This is a genomic window from Serratia sp. FDAARGOS_506 (genome assembly GCF_003812745.1).
GTDB lineage: Bacteria > Pseudomonadota > Gammaproteobacteria > Enterobacterales > Enterobacteriaceae > Serratia.
On sequence record NZ_CP033831.1, the window covers coordinates 1975461 to 1996144 of the forward strand.

Sequence of the window (20684 nt, forward strand, 5' to 3'; positions counted from 1 at the left end):
CCCCCTCCGGCCGGGAGGGGGCAACTGTGATCCCGTCCGCTTTTTCACCGCAAGGGTTGGACATCTGTTCTGTGCTGCGTCTTTATCTACAGCGTTGGCTGTTTTTATTGATGTTTTTCCTCTGAGGAATTTCCGATGCACAGACCTTTCCGTTATACGCTACTGGCTTCATCGCTATGGTTTTCTTATGGCGCGCTGGCGCAGCCGGCCGGCGATCTGCCGCTGATGCCCTGGCCGCAGCAGGTGGAGGTGACGCAACCGGCGGGCAAGCTGGTGCTGGATCACCGCTTGTCTCTGACGCTGCAGGGTGACGACTTGGGCGACGCGCTGCCGCGCTGGCGCCAGCGCATCGAACTGCAGACCGGCTGGACGCTGGCACCGGCGGGTGAAGCGAAGGGCGGCGCGGCGATCAAGGTGGTGATCAAGGACCGGGTGGCGGCGCAGCCGCTGCCGGGCAGCGACGAAAGTTACCGGCTGGCGGTCACGCCGCAGGGCGCCACGCTGACTGCCAACACCCGCTTCGGCGCGCTGCGCGGCATGGAGACCCTGCTGCAGCTGCTGCAGACCGATGGGCAAAACACCTTCCTGCCGCTGGTGGATATCCGCGATGTGCCACGCTTCCCGTGGCGCGGCGTCTTGTTGGATTCGGCGCGCCATTTCCTGCCGCTGCCGGACATTCTCCGCCAGCTCGACGGCATGGCGGCGGCCAAGCTTAACGTGTTCCACTGGCACCTGAGCGACGATCAGGGCTGGCGCTTTGCCTCCGAGCATTACCCAAAACTGCAACAGCAGGCCAGCGACGGCCAGTTCTACACCCGCGAGCAGATGCGGCAGGTGGTGGCTTACGCCACGGCGCGCGGCATTCGCGTGGTGCCGGAGATCGACATGCCGGGACACGCCTCCAGCATCGCGGTGGCCTATCCCGAACTGATGAGCGCGCCGGGGCCGTATCGCATGGAGCGCGAGTGGGGTGTGCACAAGCCGACGCTCGATCCGACCCGTGACGAGGTGTATCAGTTTGTCGATACGATCGTCGGCGAGCTGGCGGCGATCTTCCCCGATCCTTATTTGCATATCGGCGGCGACGAAGTGGACGCCAGCCAGTGGCGGGCGTCGCCGTCGATTCAGGCGTTTATGCAGCAGAACGGGCTGGCGGATACCCATGCGCTGCAGGCCTACTTCAACCAGAAGCTGGAAAAGATCCTCGAGAAGCACCAGCGGCAGATGGTCGGCTGGGACGAGATCTATCATCCGTCGCTGCCGCGCTCGATCGTCATTCAATCCTGGCAGGGGCAAGACTCGCTGGGTGCCAGCGCGCAGGACGGCTATCAGGGCATCCTCTCCACCGGTTTCTACCTCGATCAGCCGCAAAGCACCGCCTATCACTACCGCAATGAAATTCTGCCGCAGCCGCTGGGGGTCGAGACGGCGGTGCAACCCGGCGAGCAGGCGCAAAGCTGGCGTTTCAGCATGCCGCGCCTGAAGGGCAGCGCGGTGGAGGGCAGCTTCACGCTGATCGAGGGCAAGCAGGGCTGGCGCGGCTTTATCGATTTCAACGGCAAATCGCGCCGCGCGGTACACGACATCGTCTGGCGCACGCCGCAGCAGGTGACGTTCCGCGTCGATACCTGGATGGGCGACACGCGGCCGGTGTTCACGCTGCAGCAGGACAAGCTCAGCGGCTATACGCTGGTCGGCAACGTGCGTTACCCCACCCAGGGCGAGAAACTGGCGGCGGTGCCGGCGGGCAAGATGCCGGTGGTGCCGGACGAGAAAGGGCAGGCCAACATTCTCGGCGGCGAAGCGGCGCTGTGGGCGGAAAACGTGCGCGCGCCGCTTCTCGATCTCAAGCTGTGGCCGCGCGCCTTCGCGGTGGCGGAGCGGCTGTGGTCGGCGCAGGACGTCACCGATGAGAACAACATGTCCCGGCGGCTGGCGGCGATCGACGCCTGGTCGGTGGTGTCGGTCGGCCTGCAGCAGCACGCGGAAACGGCGCACGAATTCACCCGGCTGAGCAACAGCGTGCAGATCCTGCCGCTGCAGATCCTGGCCGAGGCGGTGGAACCGGCGCAGTATTACACCCGCCAGCACCTGAAGTTCCAGGCCGGCAACTATCACCAGTTCGAACCGCTGAACCGCTTTGCCGATGCGCTGCCGCCGGAGAGCGGCGCGGTGCGCGAAATGAATTCCCAGGTCACGGCCTTGTTGAAGGATAAGCGCGATAAGGCGGCGGCGCAGGCGCTGCGCGAACGGCTGCAGCGCTGGCAGGCGAACGGCGCGGCACTGCAGACGGCGATCGCGGGCAACCGCACGCTGCGCGATCTGGCGCCGGTGGCGCAGGACGTCGAGGCTTTGGCCACGCTGGGTTTAACGCTGCTGGATCGCCATCAGCAGGGCAAACCGCTGAGCCGGGCCGAGGCCGAGCAAGCGCAGCGCCGGCTGGATGCGGCGGCGCAGACGCGTGACGAAGTGGTGATTGCGGCGGTGTACCCGCTGGAGGCGCTGCTGCGCGGGCTTAAAACGGAGTGAGGGGACAAATAAAAACGGCCAGTCTGCACTGGCCGTGATTCGCTTGCGTGTCGATTAACGACGCACGGCGATGGCTTCGATTTCGATCTTCACGTCTTTCGGCAGACGCGCCACTTCCACGCAGGAGCGGGCCGGGAACGGCGCGCTGTGCTCGGTGAAGAAGGCTTCGTACGCGGCGTTGACGGTGGCGAAGTCGTTCAGGTCTTTCACGAACACGGTGGTTTTCACGATGTCGGCAACGATCAGACCGGCGGCTTCGACGATCGCTTTGACGTTTTCCAGCGACTGGCGCGCCTGAGCGGCCACGTCGTCGGCGACGGCGCCGGTTTTCGGATCGACCGGGATCTGGCCGGAAGTGATGATCATGCTGCCCAGATCAACGCCCTGCACGTAAGGACCAATGGCTGCCGGGGCGAGTTCAGTGCTGATGTTACGTGACATGTTTTCTCCTGATAGACCCGTTGTCTTTCACGCCGCCGCGCGATCGGCCGCAGCTTGAAATCCGGTGGGTAGCAACGTGGGTAGAGTAATTTTCAGAGGACCCATTATAGGGCGTCACCGGGAGAATAACAGCGCCATCTCCCGCGCCGATGCCGGGTTTAGTCCGCCTGCAGCACCACCTGATGCTCGAACTCTTTTTCGCAGTAGCGGCACTTCAGGTGCACTTCGCCGTCACGCGGCTTCACGCTGAAGCTCGACGCCACCGGCTCGCTGCGGCTGATGCAGTTGCCGTTCGGGCAGGTCAGTACGCCGTCGATGTGATCCGGCAGGCTAAGGGTCAGCTTGCGCACCACTTCATAATTGTCGATACGGTTCACCGTGGCCTTCGGCGCGTACATCGCCAGCTGGTTGGCCTGCTGCTCGGTCAGGAAGGTGTTCTCGATCTTGATAAGATCCTTGCGGCCCAGCTCATTGGAAGGCAGGTTCAGGCCGATGGTGATGCGCTGATCGGTGGCGGTCAGCTTGAACAGCGTCAACAGTTTGAAACCGATCTGCGCCGGAATGTGGTCGATCACCGTGCCGCATTTGATCGCTTCGACCTGCAGTTTGTTGTCGTGAGTCATGGCGGTTCCCCCTTAAAGAGCCAAATCTGCGTTGAGCACCAGCGCCAGCAGCGCCTGGCGGGCGAAGATGCCGTTGCCCGCCTGCTGGAAGTAGTAAGCGTACGGTGTTTTATCCACGTCGGTGGCGATCTCGTCGATGCGCGGCAGCGGGTGCAGCACCTTGAGGTTGGCGCGCGCGCCGGCCAGATCCGCGGCGCGCAGCACGAACTGCGCCTTCACATTGGCGTATTCGGAAGGATCGAGACGCTCTTTCTGCACCCGGGTCATGTAGAGAATATCCAGCTCCGGCACCACTTCTTCAATGCTGCTGTGCAGGCTGTACTCGATGCCTTTCTCTTCTAGCATTTTCAGGATGTAAGCCGGCATCGCCAGCGCGTCCGGGGCGATGAAGTAGAAGCGGTTGCCTTCGAACTTGGCCAGCGCCTGGGTGAGCGAGTGCACGGTGCGGCCGTACTTCAGGTCGCCGACCATGGCGATGCTGAGGTTGCTCAGGCGCCCCTGGGTTTCCTGGATGGTGAACAGATCCAGCAGGGTCTGGGTCGGGTGCTGGTTGGCGCCGTCGCCGGCGTTGAGCACCGGCACGTTGCCAGAGAACTCTGAGGCCATGCGCGCCGCACCTTCCTGCGGATGACGCATCACGATGGCGTCTACGTAGGTGCTGATCACCGAGATGGTGTCGGCCAGGGTTTCGCCTTTTTTGCCGAGCGAGGTGTTGCTGCCGTCGGCGAAACCGACCACCGAGGCGCCAAGGCGGTGCATCGAGGTTTCGAACGACAGGCGGGTACGGGTCGAGGCTTCGAAGAAGCAGCTGGCGATCACCTTGTGTTTCAACAGTTCCGGCTGCGGGTTGGCTTTCAGACCGGCGGCGGTGCGCAGCACCAGCTCCAGATCCTCGCGGCTGAGATCGTTAATAGAGATGATGTGTTTGTGATACAGCGGGTTGGCCATTTTTCACTCCTCCTCGACGCGTGCCCGTGGCGCGGGACTTTTTAAGGCAAAAAAAAGCCCCTCAATGAGGGGCTTGAAACGATCGGTTTAGCAACAGGAGAAACAACGGCAGCTGGCCGCCGATAGGCAGTCGGTTTTGTCGATTGCGGCTAACAAAACAAACGTCGTTTTTCATGCTTTCTCCTGGCAAATTGTGGCGCATTATACTCGCGCTTTTCGCCACTGCAAGCGTTAAAACGCCGTTTTTGGCCGCCCCGCAATCGATTGGCCGGCGATGGCCGCCCGCCGGCTATTTGCTGACGCGATCGTAGTAGACCATGTCGGCGTTCAGCCCCTGCTGGTAGCCCTTGACGTTGTCGCGCAGCACCACTTCGGTTTTGGCCTGATCGATAAACACATACGGCGAACTACGCTGCAGCTCCTGCTGCATGGCGGTGTACAGCGCGCGCCGCTTGGCCGGATCGGCTTCGGCCAGCGCCGCCAGCGTCTGCTGGTTCAACTGCGGGATCTGCCAGCCGTTCAGCCCGGCCACCGTGCTGCTCTTGCCGTCGTTGTAGGCGAAGGCGCTGGCGTTGGAGTGGGCGTCGAAGTAATCCGGGATCCACAGGCGGATCGCCGCCTGATGCTGTCTGGCGCGCACGCGGGAGTAAACCTGGCTGCCCGCGGCCGGCAGCAGCTCGACCTTCACGCCGGCGGCGGCGAAGCTGCCCTGCAGCGCCTGCGCGATGGTGATGAACGGCGGTTTGTTCTCTACGTCCAGCGTAAAGGCGGCATGGGTGATGCCCGCCTTGGCCAGGATGGCTTTCGCCTTGACCGGATCGTAGCTGAACGGATTGGTCTCCAGCGCGCCCGGCAGCCCGACCGGCAGGAAGCTCTGGTGCACGAAGTATTGGCCCTTCAGCAGATCCTTGGTGATGCCCTGATAATCCACCAGGTAGCGCGCCGCTTCCCAGAAGGCCGGGTTGTTCAGCAGCGGATTGGCGCCGTTGCCGGTGTTGAATACCAGGTAGTTTTGCTCGGCGGACGGGATCTCCAGCACCTTGACGCCCGGCTGGTTTTTCAGCGTGTCGGTCTGATCGGCGCCCAGTTCGCGGGCGATATCGGCGTCGCCCTGTTGGATTAGCAGGCGGCGGGTGGCCGGATCCGGCACGTTTTTAATGATGATGTTTTTCAGCTGTGGCTTATCGCCCGGCGTGGTGGGGTTGGCGTCCAGCACGATCGCCTGATGCGGCTGATAGACGCGCATCTTGAACGGGCCGCTGCCGGCGGAGTGCATTTTCAGCCAGGCGTTGCCGAAGTCGCCGTCTTTGACGTTGGCCAGCGCCGCCTTGCTGTCGATGATCGAGGCGATCGGCGTCGAGAGGATATTCAGCGCCACTGCCGGGCTGACGTCCGCCGTCCAGCGCAGCTGCACGGTATGTTCGTCGATCTTCTTCAGCTGCGCGTCGATGTTGTCCGGCTGCCAGCCGAGCACGTTGAGGATGAACGCCGGCGATTTGTTCATTTTGACCGCGCGGCTGTAGGAGAAGATCACGTCGTCGGCGTTCAGCGGGTTGCCGGAGGCGAACGCTGCCTGCGGCCGCAGTTTCACCGTCAGCGTTTTGGCCGCCGCATCGCCCTGCCAGCTTTCCGCCAGCACCGGCGCCACCTTGGCCGGATCGTCGCGATCAGCCTGCACCAATCGTTGATACAGGCTGGGCACCGTCTGGATGCTGGAGAGTTCGTTGGCTTCCGCCGGATCGAGGCTGACGATGTCATCCAGCGATTGCACCACCACCAGCGTATTCGGCGGCGTGGCGGCTAACGCGGCGGCGGGCAGGGCGGCGAGCAGGAACAGCGGCAAGAGTTTGGCTTTCATCGATGTATATCCCCTGAAGGCGCCGCAAGGCGGCGCTGAGAACGGTTTGTTATCGTTGGTTTTTACGGCGCGGGTGCCGTCGGCCTGTCACGGTAGAACCTTTGCCGGCGGCGGGCAAAGGTCAATCCGCTATTTGATATTCCAGGAATATATTAGCCGCCCTGGCCGGGGTCGCCAGGGCGGAGAGGAGGACAATCAGAGGGTTTCGCTCAGCGTGGCGACCAGCACCGCCTTGATGGTGTGCAGTCGGTTTTCCGCCTGATCGAACACCACGCTGTGCGCCGATTCGAACACTTCGTCGGTCACTTCCATGCCGCCGTGCAGATCGTACTGCTGCGCCATCTGCTTGCCGAGCGTGGTTTGATCGTCGTGGAACGCCGGCAGGCAGTGCAGGAACTTCACGTTCGGGTTGCCGGTCAGCTTCAGCATCGCCATGTTGACCTGATACGGCCGCAGCAGCGCGATACGCTCGTGCCAGGTCTCTTTCGGTTCACCCATCGACACCCAGACGTCGGTGTAGAGGAAGTCGGCGTCTTGTACCCCTTCGGCGATGTCTTCGGTCAGGGTGAGTTTCGCGCCGGTTTGCTGCGCCAGCGCCTGGCACTCGGCCACCAGCTCCGGCTGCGGCCAGCAGGCCTTCGGCGCCACCAGCCGCAGATCCATGCCCGCCAGCGCGGCGGCTTCCAGCAGCGTGTTGCCCATGTTGTTGCGCGCGTCGCCGACGTACGCCAGTTTCACTTCGTTCAGTGCCTTGCCCGGCAGGTGCTCCTGCACGGTGAGCAGATCCGCCAGCAGTTGGGTGGGGTGGAACTCGTCGGTCAGGCCGTTCCATACCGGCACGCCGGCGTGTTCCGCCAGGGTTTCCACCAGCGCCTGGCCGTAGCCGCGATACTGAATACCGTCGTACAGGCGGCCCAGCACCCTGGCGGTGTCTTTCATCGACTCTTTATGGCCGATCTGGCTGCCGCTCGGGCCGAGATAGGTCACCTGCGCGCCCTGATCGAATGCGGCAACTTCGAAAGAGCATCGCGTGCGGGTCGAGTCTTTTTCGAAGATGAGCGCAATGTTTTTGCCCTGCAGCCGGCGCTGTTCCTGCCCCTGCTTCTTGGCCTGCTTCAGATCGGCCGACAGCCGCAGCAGCGCCTGCAGCTCGTCGGGGGTGAAATCCATTAACCTCAGAAAGTGACGTTGGTAGAACGCATTGCCGGTGCTCATAGTCCGATTCCCTGATTGTGTAATTGAATTAAAATTCACTTTATATGTATGAATATTCAATTTCAACCCCGGCGAGGAAATCTTTCACGTTTATCGTGGAAGCAATGTCGGCGGTGTGTGAAAATAGAAGGAATGAAGGCCATTTGACTTGAGGATATAGGCATGGCAAACCGTGAATTGCTGGAAGAACAACGTGAAGAGACCCGCCTGATCATCGAAGAACTGCTGGAAGACGGCAGCGATCCGGACGCGCTCTACACCATCGAGCACCATCTGTCCGCCGAGAAATTTGAGGTTCTGGAGCAGGCCGCCGTTGAAGCCTTCAAGCTGGGCTACGAAGTGACCGACGCCGAAGAGCTGGAAGTGGAAGACGGTTCGATGGTGATGTGCTGCGACGTGATCAGCGAAGTCGGCCTGAACGCCGAGCTGATCGACGCTCAGGTCGAGCAGCTGGTGGCGCTGGCGGAACGCTGCGGCGTCAATTACGACGGCTGGGGCACTTACTTCGAAGATCCGAACGGTGAAGACGGTGAGGATGACGAAGACGGCGACTACATCGACGAAGACGACGACGGCAAACGCCACTGATTAACCCCGCTTATTCACATGGGCCGGCTCTCGCCGGCCCCTGATATCCCCGTCGTCTTTCAAGCTGCAGCGTTGTTGGCTGCACTCTCTCACCCCAGTCACTTACCTGAGTAAGCTCCTGGGGATGAGTGAGCTGGCCGCCTAGCTGCAACTTGAAATACATAGGGCAATGACGCCATGACATACCAATCCCTGTTAGCCCCGATTTTAAGCTTCCTGCACTGTGAAACTCCCGATGCCTGGATCGACGCCGCGCGCCGTCCGGAAAACCTGCAGCTGTTGCTGACTGACCACCTGGTGTGCGAGCTGAAGGCCGCGCAGACCGGCATGTGGCTAATCCGCCGCTATGTGGCGGACAAAGAGAGCGGCGACGCGCTGTTGGCGCTGCTGCGGCCCTACGAGGCGTTTCTGCACGAAGCGCAGGGCGCGCCGGATACGCTGTTCCGCCAGGGCCAGTTCACCCGCAAGATCCTGCCGAAAAACGGCTCGGCCTACGGCCAGGATCTGGCGGATCGCATGGTGCTGTTGATCAAGGAAGAGTTGCATCACTTCTCGCAGGTGCTGGAGATCATGCAGGCGCGCGGGATCCCGTATCGCAAGATCACCGCCAGCCGCTACGCCAAGGGCATGATCCGAGAGATCCGCACCCACGATCCGGCGACGCTGATCGACAAACTGATCTGCGGCGCCTACATCGAAGCGCGATCCTGCGAACGCTTCGCCAAACTGGCGCCGCACCTGGACGACGAGCTGAACCGCTTTTACGTCTCGCTGCTGCGATCCGAAGCGCGGCACTATCAGGACTACCTGACGCTGGCCGAGCAGATCGCCGGCGGCGACATCAGCGAACGGGTGGCGCATTTTGGCCGGCTCGAGGCTGAGCTGATCCTGTCGCCGGACAGCGAACTGCGCTTTCACAGCGGCGTGCCCACCGCCGCCTGAGGTTGAGGCGCGCCCTTACTGCGGCGCGCCCAGCAGCAGATCCACTGCCTTTTCCGCCAGCATGATGGTCGGCGCATTGGTGTTGCCGCTGGTAAGCTGCGGCATCACCGAGCAGTCGATCACCCGCAGCTGTTCAAAACCGTGCACCCGCAGCTGCGGATCGGTCACCGCGTCCTGCGGCGACGGCCCCATACGGCAGCTGCCCACCGGGTGATACACCGTCTTGCAGAAGTTGCGCACGAACTCTTCCAGCTGCGCCTCGTCGCGCGTCCACTCCGGCTGCGGCATCAGCAGATCTTTGATCAGCGGCTTCAGCGCCGCGGTTTGCAGGAAGCCCAGGCCGAACTTCACCGCGCGCACGCTGCCGGCCAGATCGTCCGGGTGGCCGAGGTAGTTGGCGTGCAGCTTGACCGGATCGCGCGGGTTGCTGCTGCGCAGCAGCACTTCGCCGCGCGCCTTCGGCTGCAGGTAGCCGACCTTGAGCGTGAAGCCGTGAATGTTCGGCAGCGGCTCGCCGGGCACGTCGTCCCAGCTGTCCAGCAGCGGCAGGAAGTGGATCTGCACGTCCGGCCGGCCGTCGCCTTGGCTGTCGGTGAAGGCGGCGCCTTCCAGCACGTTGGACGAGAGCACGCCGCTGCGAAACGCCAGCCACTGCGCGCCGTGGCTCAGCGCCTGCAGGCCGCGATCGGCACCGAACAGGCTGATCGGCTCGCGGGTGCTGACGTTGATCGACATGTGCAGGTGGTCGTGGAAGTTTTTGCCCACCGGCAGATCCGCCCGCACCTCGATGCCCAGCTGCTGCAGGTGGTCGCGCGGGCCGATGCCGGAGAGCATCAGCAGCTTCGGCGAACCGACCGCGCCGGCGCTGACAATCACCTCTTTGGTGGCGCGCGCGGTGACTTCCGCGCCGCCGTTCTGGCTGTAGACCACGCCAGTGGCGACGTTGCCCTCGAAGGTCAGCCGATGCGCCAGGGCATTCAGTTTCACCACCAGCCGCTGTTCGTCGCGCACCGCCTTCAGGTAGGTACGGGCGGTGCTGGCGCGTTCGCCGTTGTGGGTGGTGGTTTGGTAGAAACCGACGCCGTGCTGGCTGTCGCCGTTGAAGTCGTTGCGATAGGGCAGGTTCAGCTCCTGGCCGGCGCGGATAAACGCCATGCTGAGCGGGTGGCGGTAGCGGTTTTCGCTGACCGGCAGCAGCCCGTCGGCGCCGTGGTAGTCGTCGGACAGGCTTTCGTTGGCCTCGGCGCGTTTGAAATAGGGCAGCACCTCGCGGTAGCTCCAGCCGGTGCAGCCGTAGCGGTCGGCCCAGTCGTCGTAGTCCTGCGGCTGGCCGCGCAGGTAGATCATGCCGTTGACCGAACTGCTGCCGCCCAGCACCTTGCCCTGTGCGATCTGCATGCGGCGGTTGTTGGCGTGCGGTTCCGGTTCCGTCTCGTAGGGCCAGCTCTTTTTGGCGATGATCTTGGCCACCCCGGCCGGCATCTTGATGAACAGATTATTGTCGTCGCCGCCGGCTTCCAGCAGCAGCACCCGTGCCTGGGTGCGGCGGATCAGCTGCGCCGCCAGCACGCAGCCGGCGGAACCGGCGCCGACGATGATGTAATCAAAGGTATTTTCCGACATGACAGCTCTCCGTGCGCGATTGGGATACTGGCAGAGTAACGCGGGGGAAAAGGCGGTCAATTTATGATCGTTAATTTATTAACGAACTTCACATTAAATTTACATCGTGGTTTTTTACGTCAGTTTATCTGCTTGAAAAAAGGAGTTATAGCGAGTTTTACTGATTGATTGCGATATTAATAAAAAGGCGCAGCAAGCTGCGCCCTGATGGGGAGGCGGGGGGGGATTACAGCGTTTTCAGCATGGTGACTTCGCAGTCGACGTGACCGGTGGCGCCCATCGCGTGGTCGATGTGTTCGAAGCCCAAATGTTCGTACAGCGCGACGGCCTGCGTCAGGCTGGCGGTGGTCTCGAGGTAACAACAGCGGAAGCCGTGTTGGCGGGCGAAATCCAGCGCCTGCAGCGCCAGGCGTTTTGCCAATCCCTTGCCGCGCAACACCGGCAGGAAATACATCTTCTGCAATTCGCAAATATCGTCTGCGCCACCCTGCAGCGGCGCGATGCCGCCGCCGCCGGCGACCTGGCCGTCCACCTCGATCACCCAGTAAGCGCTGCGCGGCAGGCTGTAGAGCTGATACAGGGCGTCCAGATTGGGATCGGAGACGGTATAGCCTTTATCCGCCGTCAGGCCGTGCTCGGCGGAGACTTCGCGAATGACGTGAGCAATGGCGGCATTGTCTTCCGCCGTGATGGGGCGCACCAGCAGGCGCGCCGGGGTTGCTGTTGTCATGTTTATACTCGCCATTGAAAGAGACCACGTTCGTTTTCGTTTTTATCGCAGCACGAAACGCGCCGGGGATTATTTCCCGGCGGCGTCCCTGCAGCAGTAATATCTTGTAATAACATCTAACCCGGCCCGGATGCAACGGCGATAAAAAAACAGCGGGGAAGACCCCGCTGTTTTTCAGGCGTTGGCGTGAGCCGGTGGATTACAGCGCGGCGATGGTCGCCTGCTGTTCCTGCAGCTTCACTTTGCCTTCTTTGCAGGCCGCCAGACGATCGCGCTCTTTGGCGACTACCGCTTCCGGCGCGCGCGCCACGAAGCCTTCGTTCGCCAGCTTGCCTTCGATCGAGGCGATTTCCGCATCCAGTTTACCCATCTCTTTCGCCAGACGCGCGATCTCGGCGTCCTTGTCGATGAAACCGGCCATCGGGATCAGCAGCTCGGCGCCGTCCACCAGCTTGGTGACGGAAACCGGGCCTTTATCACCGGCCGGCAGCAGCGCGATGGATTCCAGGCGCGCCAGACGGGCGATAAAGCTTTGGTTCTCCTGCACGCGGCGCTGGGCGTCGGCGCTGCAGTTGCGCAGCAGCACGTCGAGCGCTTTGCTTGGCGCGATGTTCATCTCAGCGCGGATGTTGCGCACGGCGATGATGGTTTGCTTGATCCACTCCAGATCGTTCAGCGCCTGCTCGTCTTCCAGCGCGGCGTCGTAGGCCGGGAACGGCTGCAGCATGATGGTGTCTGCGGTCGTGCCGGTCAGCGGCTTCACGCGCTGCCAGATGGTTTCGGTGATGAATGGAATGATCGGGTGCGCCAGGCGCAGCAGCGCTTCCAGCACGGTGATCAGCGTGTGGCGGGTGCCGCGCTGTTCCGCTTCGCTGCCGTTGCTCACGACAGGCTTGGTCAGCTCCAGATACCAGTCGCAGAACTGGTTCCAGGTGAATTCGTACAGGATGTTGGCCGCCAGATCGAAGCGGTAGGTGTCCAGCGCTTCGCGGTAGGCTTTCACCGTGCGGTTGAATTCGGCCAGGATCCAGCGATCCGCCAGCGACAGCACTTTCTCGCCGCCGTTGAAGCCGCAGTCGTGCGCTTCGGTGTTCATTAGCACGAAGCGGCTGGCGTTCCACAGCTTGTTACAGAAGTTGCGGTAGCCTTCCAGGCGCTTCATGTCCCAGTTGATGTCGCGGCCGGTCGAGGCCAGCGCCGCCAGGGTGAAGCGCAGGGCGTCGGTGCCGTGCGGCTCGATGCCGTTCGGGAACTGCTTCTCGGTGCGCTTGCGGATTTTCTCCGCCAGCTGCGGCTGCATCATGTTGCCGGTGCGTTTTTCCAGCAGATCTTCCAGCGAGATGCCGTCGACCATGTCCAGCGGATCGATCACGTTGCCTTTCGACTTGGACATCTTCTGGCCTTCGTCGTCGCGGATAAGACCGGTCATGTAGACGGTCTTGAACGGCACCTGCGGCTTGCCATTTTCATCCTTGATGAAGTGCATGGTCAGCATGATCATGCGCGCGATCCAGAAGAAGATGATGTCGAAGCCGCTGACCATCACGCTGGTCGGGTGGAAGGTTTTCAGCGCTTCGGTCTGCTCCGGCCAGCCCAGGGTAGAGAAGGTCCACAGGCCGGACGAGAACCAGGTGTCCAGCACGTCTTCGTCCTGCGTCAGCACCACGTCGGCGCCCAGGTTGTTCTCGCTGCGTACTTCTTCTTCGCTGCGGCCCACGTAGACTTTGCCGTTCACGTCGTACCAGGCCGGGATACGGTGGCCCCACCACAGCTGACGCGAGATGCACCAGTCCTGAATGTCGCGCATCCAGCTGAAGTACATGTTTTCGTACTGCTTTGGCACGAACTCGATTTGGCCCTGTTCGACCGCTTCCACCGCCACTTTGGCCAGCGGCGCGGTGCGCACGTACCATTGGTCGGTCAGCATTGGCTCAATCACCACGCCGCCGCGGTCGCCGTAAGGCACCGTCAGGTCGTGCGGTTTGATCTCGTCCAGCAGGCCCAGATTTTCGAAGGCGGCAACCACCGCTTTACGCGCCGCGAAGCGCTCCAGGCCACGGAACTCGGCCGGGATCTCGTTGCAGTAGTCGGAGCAGACTTCGCCCAGGGTGTTGAACACTTCCGCTTCCTGGCGGATGTCGCCGTCGAAGGTCAGAATGTTGATCATCGGCAGGCCGTGGCGTTTGCCGACTTCGTAGTCGTTGAAATCGTGCGCCGGGGTGATCTTCACGCAACCGGTGCCTTTTTCCATATCGGCGTGTTCGTCGCCGACGATGCGGATGCGGCGGCCGACCAGCGGCAGAATGATTTCTTTGCCGATCAGGTCTTTATAGCGCGGATCTTCCGGGTTGACCGCCACGCCGGTATCGCCCAGCACGGTTTCCGGACGGGTGGTGGCGACCACCAGGTAGTCTTTGCCCTCGGCGGTTTTCGCGCCGTCGGCCAGCGGGTAGCGCAGGTGCCACATGGAGCCTTTGGATTCGCGGTTTTCCACTTCCAGATCGGAGATGGCGGTGCGTAGTTTCGGATCCCAGTTCACCAGGCGCTTGCCGCGGTAGATCAGGTCTTCTTTGTGCAGACGGACAAACACTTCGCGCACCGCGTTCGACAGGCCTTCATCCATGGTGAAGCGCTCGCGCTCCCAGTCCACGGAGTTGCCCAGACGGCGCATCTGGCGGGTGATGGTGCCGCCGGACTCCGCCTTCCACTGCCAGATTTTGTCGATGAACGCGTCACGGCCGTAGTCGTGGCGGGTTTTGCCTTCTTCCGCGGCGATCTTGCGCTCCACCACCATCTGGGTGGCGATGCCGGCGTGGTCGGTGCCCGCCTGCCACAGAGTGTTTTTACCCTGCATGCGCTGATAGCGAATCATGGTATCCATGATGGTCTGCTGGAACGCGTGGCCCATGTGCAGGCTGCCGGTGACGTTCGGCGGCGGGATCATGATGCAGAAGCTTTCCTGGCTGGTGTCGCCGTTCGGCTTGAAGTAACCCTGATTCTCCCAGTGATCGTACAGCTTCTGTTCGATCTGTTTTGGGTCGTATGCGGTGTCGAGCTGACTGTTTGTCTTTTCCATTCTTTATCGTATTCAGTGAGTTGGCGGCGTAGCCGTGGTCAAATGGAAGCCGACGCTGCGATAGGCCTTGTAACGGTCGCGCGCCAACTGTTTCAGAGTGTCTTCGTAAGGAACGAAGTCTACCACTTCATGGAAAGCGGTAGCAAAATCGGCAAACTGCGGCAGCAGGGCGATCAGCAGATCGCGCGGGGCATTGCCGCGCTTGCCGGGCCAGCACAGTTCCACCGGCGCGCCGTAGTGCGGCCCTTCGCCGGCCAGATTGTGCGGCACAAATTCATGCGGCTCGCGCTGCCACAGCGCTTCGTCCAGCCGCTGGGCCTGCTCCTGGCTCTCGCAGGCGATCAGCACCCGTTTGCCGGCACGGAAGCCGCTGGCGGCAACGGCGCAGGCCACGGCCTCATGGGCGCTGAGCGCGCCTGACGGTTCCGCGTTGTCGAGCAAATAAAACGTCGCCTGTTTCATTAAGGATCCACCGCTGCCGATAAAAAATGTAGGGGCACAGCATGCTGTGCCCCTTGGGATTATACCTGAATTACCGCTCAGATTTAATCGTCGCCGTTCAGGCCTGCACGGTTGAGCAAGAACTGTGACAGCAGCGCCACTGGGCGGCCGGTCGCGCCCTTGGCTTTACCGGAGCGCCAGGCGGTGCCGGCGATGTCCAGGTGCGCCCAGGTGTACTTGCGGGTGAAGCGCGACAGGAAGCAGGCAGCGGTGATGGCGCCGCCAGGGCGGCCACCGATGTTCGCCATATCGGCGAAGTTGGAGTCCAGCTGCTCGTAGTACTCGTCGGCCATCGGCAGGCGCCAGGCGCGGTCGCCGGCCTGCTCGGAAGCACCCAGCAGCTCGTGCGCCAGCGGGTTGTGGTTCGACATCAGGCCGGTGATGTGGTGGCCCAAGGCGATCACGCAGGCGCCGGTCAGGGTGGCGATGTCGATCACCAGCTCCGGCTCGAAGCGCTCGACGTAGGTCAGGGTGTCGCACAGCACCAGGCGGCCTTCGGCGTCGGTGTTCAGCACCTCGACGGTCTGGCCGGACATGGTGGTCAGCACGTCGCCCGGACGGTACGCCCGGCCGCCCGGCATGTTTTCACAGCCGGCCAGCACGCCGATCACGTTCAGCGGCAGGTTCAGTTCCGCCACCACGCGCATCACGCCGTACACGGTGGCCGCGCCGCACATGTCGTATTTCATCTCGTCCATGCCGTCGGCCGGTTTGATCGAGATGCCGCCGGAGTCGAAGGTCAGCCCTTTGCCTACCAGCACGATCGGCTTAGCGTCCGGATTTGGGTTGCCCTTATATTCCATCACCGACATCAATGATTCGTTCTGCGAACCGGCGCCGACCGCCAGATAGGCGTTCATGCCCAGCTCTTTCATCTGCTGTTCGCCGATGACGCGGGTGGTGATATTGGTGCTGAAGGCGTCCGCTAGCTGACGGGCCTGCGAGGCCAGGTAGCCGGCGTTACAGATGTTCGGCGGCATGTTGCCGAGATCTTTGGCCGCCTTGATGCCGGAAGCCACCGCCAGACCGTGCTGAATGGCGCGCTCGCCGCTGGTGAGCTCACGGCGGGTCGGCACGTTGAACACCATTTTGCGCAGCGGGCGACGCGGTTCCACCTTGTTGCTTTTCAGCTGATCGAAGGTGTAGAGCGTCTCTTTGGCAGTTTCCACCGCCTGACGCACTTTCCAGTAGGTATTGCGGCCTTTCACGTGCAGCTCGGTCAGGAAGCAGACCGCCTCCATCGAGCCGGTGTCGTTGAGGGTATTGATGGTTTTCTGGATCACCTGCTTGTATTGGCGCTCATCGAGCTCGCGCTCTTTGCCGCAGCCGATCAGCAGGATGCGCTCGGAGAGAATGTTGGGCACATGGTGCAGTAGCAGCGTCTGCCCGACCTTGCCTTCCAGTTCGCCACGGCGCAGCAATGCGCTGATATAACCATCACTGATTTTGTCGAGTTGTTCTGCGATAGGGGACAGGCGGCGCGGTTCGAAAACGCCGACTACAATACAGGCACTGCGCTGTTTTTCCGGGCTACCGCTTTTTACACTGAACTCCATGCACTCTCCTGAATCTTAAAGACAAAGGCGGACGCTACGGCTAGAATAATCGACTCCGTAACGATCTCCCGCCATTTGAGTTAACGGATTATGTTAACCTGAACGGCGTAAATTGCTCTGTTTTGGCGACTATAAGCAAGTTCCTATAGGACACCCAAACGGCTTGATGTTGTAATACTATTTTAGCTGTGAAGGTTGCCATATGATGAGAATAAATGGCGGATTAGCGATGAAATTATCGATTTTCCTGCAAAAAGACAAGTTTTCACAGGCGTAATAAGCGTGATCATCATAAGATATCTGGTACGGGAAACGCTCAAGAGCCAAATCGCCATCCTGTTCATCCTGCTTCTGATCTTCTTTTGTCAGAACCTGGTCAGGGTGTTGGGCGACGCGGTGGACGGCAATATCCCGACAAACTTAGTACTCTCCCTGCTCGCGTTGGGCGTGCCGAAAATGGCGCAGCTCATCCTGCCTTTGAGCCTGTTTCTCGGCTTGCTGATGACGCTTGGGCGGTTGTATACCGAGAGCGAAATCACCGTCATGCACGCCTGCGGCCTGGGTAAACGCACCCTGATTATCGCCGCCATGATCCTGGCGCTGCTCACCTCTGCGGTCGCGGCGGTGAACGTGTTTTGGGCCGGCCCCTGGGCTTCGCGCTATCAGGACGTGGTAGTGAACGAAGCCAAGGCCAACCCGAGCATCGCCGGGCTGGCGGAAGGGCAGTTCAAACCCTCGCAGGACGGCAACGCGGTGCTGTTTATCGGCAACGTGAAGGGCAGCACCTTCAACGACGTGTTCCTGGCGCAGCTGCGGCCGAACGGCAACCAGCGCCCGTCGGTGGTGGTGGCCGAGCACGGCAACATCGTGCAGCAGAAAGACGGCTCGCAGGTGGTGACGCTCGACAAGGGCACCCGCTTTGAAGGCACCGCGCTGCTGCGCGACTTCCGCATTACCGACTTCACCGACTACAAGGCGGTGATTGGCCACCGCACCGTGGCGGCGGACAACACCGAATCCGAGCAGATGTCGATGCAGACGCTGTGGAAATCCGACGATCCGGATGCGCGCGCCGAGCTGCACTGGCGCCTGACGCTGGTGGTGTCGGTGGCGCTGATGGCGCTGCTGGTGGTGCCGCTCAGCGTGGTGAACCCGCGCCAGGGCCGCGTGTTGAGCATGCTGCCGGCCATCCTGCTGTATCTGATCTTCTTCCTGCTGCAGACCTCGCTGCGCTCCAACGCCGGCAAGGGCAAGCTGGATCCGATGCTGTGGCTGTGGCTGGTTAACGGCGTTTACTTCGCGATTGCGCTGGCGCTGAACCTGTGGGATACCGTGCCGATGCGCAAGCTGCGCGCACGCCTGAGAGGAGCGGCCTGATGTTTGGCGTATTAGACCGGTATATCGGTAAAACGATTTTCAACACCATCATCATGACGCTGTTCATGCTGGTGTCGCTGTCCGGCATCATCAAGTTCGTCGATCAGCTGCGCAAGGTGGGCCAGGGCGACTACACCGCGCTGAGCGCCGGCATGTATACCCTGCTGAGCGTGCCGAAAGACATCGAGATCTTCTTCCCGATGGCGGCGCTGCTCGGCGCGCTGCTCGGCCTGGGCCAGCTGGCGACGCGCAGCGAACTGGTGGTGATGCAGGCTTCCGGCTTCACCCGCCTGCAGATCGCCGGCTCGGTGATGAAAACCGCCATTCCGCTGGTGCTGTTGACCATGGCGATCGGTGAGTGGGTGGCGCCGCAGGGTGAGCAGATGGCGCGTAACTACCGCGCCCAGCAGATGTACGGCGGCTCACTGCTCTCTACCAAGAGCGGGCTGTGGGCGAAGGACGGCAACGACTTCATCTACATCGAGCGCGTCTCCGGCGATAAAGAGCTCTCCGGCGTGAACATTTACCACTTCAACGATCAGCGCCGTCTCGAAACGGTGCGCTATGCCGCTACCGCCAGCTTCGAGAACGGCCTGTGGCAGCTTTCGCAGGTGGATACCTCGGATCTGACCAACCCGAAACAGGTGACCGGCACCCAGACGCTGACCGGCGAATGGAAAACCAACCTGACCCCGGACAAGCTGGGCGTGGTGGCGCTGGACCCGGATTCGCTCTCCATCAGCGGGCTGCATAACTACGTGAAGTACCTGAAGCAAAGCGGCCAGGAGGCCAGCCGTTACCAGCTCAACATGTGGAGCAAAATCTTCTCGCCGCTGTCGGTGGCGGTGATGATGCTGATGGCGCTGTCGTTCATCTTTGGCCCGCTGCGCAGCGTGCCGATGGGCATCCGCGTGGTGACCGGCATCAGCTTCGGCTTCCTGTTCTACGTGCTGGATCAGATCTTCGGCCCGCTGAGCCTGGTGTACAGCATGCCGCCGGTGCTGGGCGCGCTGCTGCCGAGCATGCTGTTCCTGCTGATCAGCGTGTATATGCTGCTCAAACGCAAGTAGCAGGGCGAAAGGTAGTGAAGAAAGGCGTGGCCGCGGGGCCGCGCCTTTTTTGTGGGTGCGGCATCCCCCCGCCCGCGGTTTTTGTCGTGTTATAGTCACTTCAGCGGCAATGCAGGGGAGGGAGCAGGTAGCCAATGGAAGACGAATATAATCTCAGCAATATCATCGGCAAGCGCCTGGAAGCGGCATTAGGAGAGTTAGGCGATCTCCTGTGGGCGTATGTGGTGTTATCCAAAAAAGACATTGCCTGCATCTTTGGCGTCACCAACTACCCGAGTGAATGGGTAAAAAAGTATCAAGAGCAGGGGTTGCAGTACATTGATCCGGTGGTGCTTACCGCCCGCAACCGCCTGACCCCCTTCGCCTGGGACGAGCAAATCATGGCCGACGCGGGGCTGCACTTTCCCGAACTGTTCGAACAGGCCCGCGAGTTTGGCGTAACGCACGGCTATACCTTCGTGCTGCACGATTACAACGACAATCTCGTCACGCTTTCCTTTGCCTTCAACCTTGAGCAAAGAGCGGAAACCATCCAGGCGCTCACCGATCGTAAAGGCGATATTTCGGTATTGCTGGCCTCAATCCATGAGTCCTATCTGGCGCTGTCCCCACTGACAGCAAAAAACGCCGCAGCCCTGGAGAGAAACGCCCGCTTTACCGACAGGGAAAACGAAATCCTCTATTGGGCCAGCGTGGGCAAAACCTACCAGGAAACGGCGATGATCCTGGGCATAAAGACCGGCACCATCAAGTTTCATATGTCCAACATTGTCAAAAAGCTGGGGGTCACGAATGCCCGACATGCCGTGCGCCTGGGGATGGAGCTGCGGCTGATTAAGCCGGTGGAGTGACGGGCTAGTTAGCCCGTGGAATACTGAGGCAACGGCTGCGCAGAACTCATCAGCGGGATACGTCTAAAGGGAGAAAATATCGGCTGGCGAGCAGCGTCTTTCGATTCGGGAAATAGCGAGCGTTAACCGGTATTGATTTGGCGCCGTGGCGATTAACGTGAAGGCCGCAATAGCGTATCGGCGGCTCCGAACTCTGCAATTTGAAATAATCACCAGGTTGAACTGATAAAGGTCTAGTAAGGGACTGTACTTTAGTCTAACTAGTTTCTCGCCCCTTAAGGCGATACACTTCCCCGGTAATTTTTTGATAAAAATACAAAAAAAAACCTGACCGCGTAGGGCCAGGTTGCCAATATTGGCCAACACCAGGGAAAATTTTCTTGCACCATCTTAAAGCTATTAACTCCGCAGAGGCAAGCGATCTCAGCTGGTTTTTAGGCATTAACTAGCCATTTTGTTATGTATACACGTTATTATCTGGTGATTTCAGATAAAGCCCATCCAACGTGAATAACCTCTACCGTTTGATAGCCTAGATTTCTATTTTTTAATTTTCACCTGACATTCAGCAATGAAAAAATAGTGTTCTCGAAATGTTGCGCAACCTCATTCTTTATTGGCTGACACATGAATGTGTAATTATTTGCAGCGTTGTCATTGCGGCTGGGGATTATTTTGGTTTTGATAGGCGCTGGGTTAGACAGCGGTGATGGGGGAGGCTGGTGCGTCCTTCAGTTTGACGGGTTCCTGAACCTG

The 20684-nt window shown here is 60.9% G+C and carries 16 protein-coding genes; 6 read left to right on the forward strand and 10 right to left on the reverse strand.

Annotated features, from left to right (window positions below):
- Positions 1-135: 135 nt before the first annotated feature.
- Positions 136-2529 carry a beta-N-acetylhexosaminidase gene (locus tag EGY12_RS09565; RefSeq protein ID WP_123893239.1) on the forward strand — a complete coding sequence of 798 codons (2394 nt, stop codon included), beginning with the start codon at positions 136-138 and terminating at the stop codon, positions 2527-2529.
- 54 nt (positions 2530-2583) lie between these two features.
- Here the strand turns inward: EGY12_RS09565 and ridA are convergent, their stop codons facing one another.
- The 5 genes from ridA to argF all read right to left on the reverse strand — a co-directional run bounded on the left by ridA (position 2584) and on the right by argF (position 7614).
- Positions 2584-2970: a 2-iminobutanoate/2-iminopropanoate deaminase gene (ridA, locus tag EGY12_RS09570; protein ID WP_004933379.1), complete on the reverse strand. Its 387-nt coding sequence runs from the start codon at positions 2968-2970 to the stop codon at positions 2584-2586.
- Between the two features lie 158 nt (positions 2971-3128).
- On the reverse strand, positions 3129-3593 hold the full coding sequence (pyrI, locus tag EGY12_RS09575) for an aspartate carbamoyltransferase regulatory subunit (RefSeq protein WP_019453298.1): 465 nt from the start codon (positions 3591-3593) through the stop codon (positions 3129-3131).
- A gap of 12 nt (positions 3594-3605) precedes the next feature.
- Positions 3606-4541: an aspartate carbamoyltransferase gene (gene pyrB, locus EGY12_RS09580; protein ID WP_049271187.1), complete on the reverse strand. Its 936-nt coding sequence runs from the start codon at positions 4539-4541 to the stop codon at positions 3606-3608.
- Between the two features lie 289 nt (positions 4542-4830).
- A complete protein-coding gene (locus tag EGY12_RS09585) occupies positions 4831-6399 on the reverse strand; it encodes an ABC transporter substrate-binding protein (RefSeq protein WP_123893240.1) in 1569 nt (522 codons plus the stop codon).
- Positions 6400-6594: 195 nt separating this feature from the next.
- Positions 6595-7614 carry an ornithine carbamoyltransferase gene (gene argF, locus EGY12_RS09590; RefSeq protein ID WP_123893241.1) on the reverse strand — a complete coding sequence of 340 codons (1020 nt, stop codon included), beginning with the start codon at positions 7612-7614 and terminating at the stop codon, positions 6595-6597.
- 162 nt (positions 7615-7776) lie between these two features.
- On the opposite strand from argF, the gene rraB reads away from it, so the two are divergent.
- Both rraB and miaE read left to right on the forward strand, forming a co-directional pair.
- Entirely contained in the window at positions 7777-8202 is a 426-nt protein-coding gene (gene rraB / locus EGY12_RS09595; RefSeq protein WP_025305115.1) for a ribonuclease E inhibitor RraB, read from the forward strand.
- 177 nt (positions 8203-8379) lie between these two features.
- Positions 8380-9144 carry a tRNA isopentenyl-2-thiomethyl-A-37 hydroxylase MiaE gene (miaE, locus tag EGY12_RS09600; protein ID WP_123893242.1) on the forward strand — a complete coding sequence of 255 codons (765 nt, stop codon included), beginning with the start codon at positions 8380-8382 and terminating at the stop codon, positions 9142-9144.
- Between the two features lie 15 nt (positions 9145-9159).
- Here miaE and EGY12_RS09605 read toward each other — a convergent pair whose 3' ends face one another.
- The 5 genes from EGY12_RS09605 to pepA form a co-directional block, all read right to left on the reverse strand.
- A complete protein-coding gene (locus EGY12_RS09605) occupies positions 9160-10767 on the reverse strand; it encodes a GMC family oxidoreductase (RefSeq protein ID WP_123893243.1) in 1608 nt (535 codons plus the stop codon).
- 226 nt (positions 10768-10993) lie between these two features.
- Positions 10994-11497 carry a GNAT family N-acetyltransferase gene (locus EGY12_RS09610; protein WP_016929277.1) on the reverse strand — a complete coding sequence of 168 codons (504 nt, stop codon included), beginning with the start codon at positions 11495-11497 and terminating at the stop codon, positions 10994-10996.
- Between the two features lie 199 nt (positions 11498-11696).
- Complete coding sequence (locus EGY12_RS09615) at positions 11697-14573, reverse strand: valine--tRNA ligase (protein WP_123893244.1); 2877 nt, start codon at positions 14571-14573, stop codon at positions 11697-11699.
- Positions 14574-14585: 12 nt separating this feature from the next.
- Positions 14586-15035, reverse strand: a complete 450-nt coding sequence (locus EGY12_RS09620) for a DNA polymerase III subunit chi (protein ID WP_042783579.1) — start codon at positions 15033-15035, stop codon at positions 14586-14588.
- A gap of 83 nt (positions 15036-15118) precedes the next feature.
- The gene (gene pepA / locus EGY12_RS09625; protein WP_004933352.1) at positions 15119-16630 is read right to left on the reverse strand and encodes a leucyl aminopeptidase; all 1512 of its coding nucleotides are present in this window, start codon (positions 16628-16630) and stop codon (positions 15119-15121) included.
- Positions 16631-16912: 282 nt separating this feature from the next.
- On the opposite strand from pepA, the gene lptF reads away from it, so the two are divergent.
- The 3 genes from lptF (at position 16913) to EGY12_RS09640 (ending at position 19928) form a co-directional block, all read left to right on the forward strand.
- Positions 16913-18007, forward strand: a complete 1095-nt coding sequence (gene lptF, locus EGY12_RS09630) for an LPS export ABC transporter permease LptF (protein ID WP_123893245.1) — start codon at positions 16913-16915, stop codon at positions 18005-18007.
- Positions 18007-19077, forward strand: a complete 1071-nt coding sequence (lptG, locus tag EGY12_RS09635; RefSeq protein WP_123893246.1) for an LPS export ABC transporter permease LptG — start codon at positions 18007-18009, stop codon at positions 19075-19077. Before lptF ends, lptG begins: the two co-directional genes overlap by 1 nt.
- A gap of 134 nt (positions 19078-19211) precedes the next feature.
- A complete protein-coding gene (locus EGY12_RS09640) occupies positions 19212-19928 on the forward strand; it encodes a LuxR family transcriptional regulator (RefSeq protein WP_123893247.1) in 717 nt (238 codons plus the stop codon).
- The last annotated feature ends 756 nt before the right edge of the window (positions 19929-20684 follow it).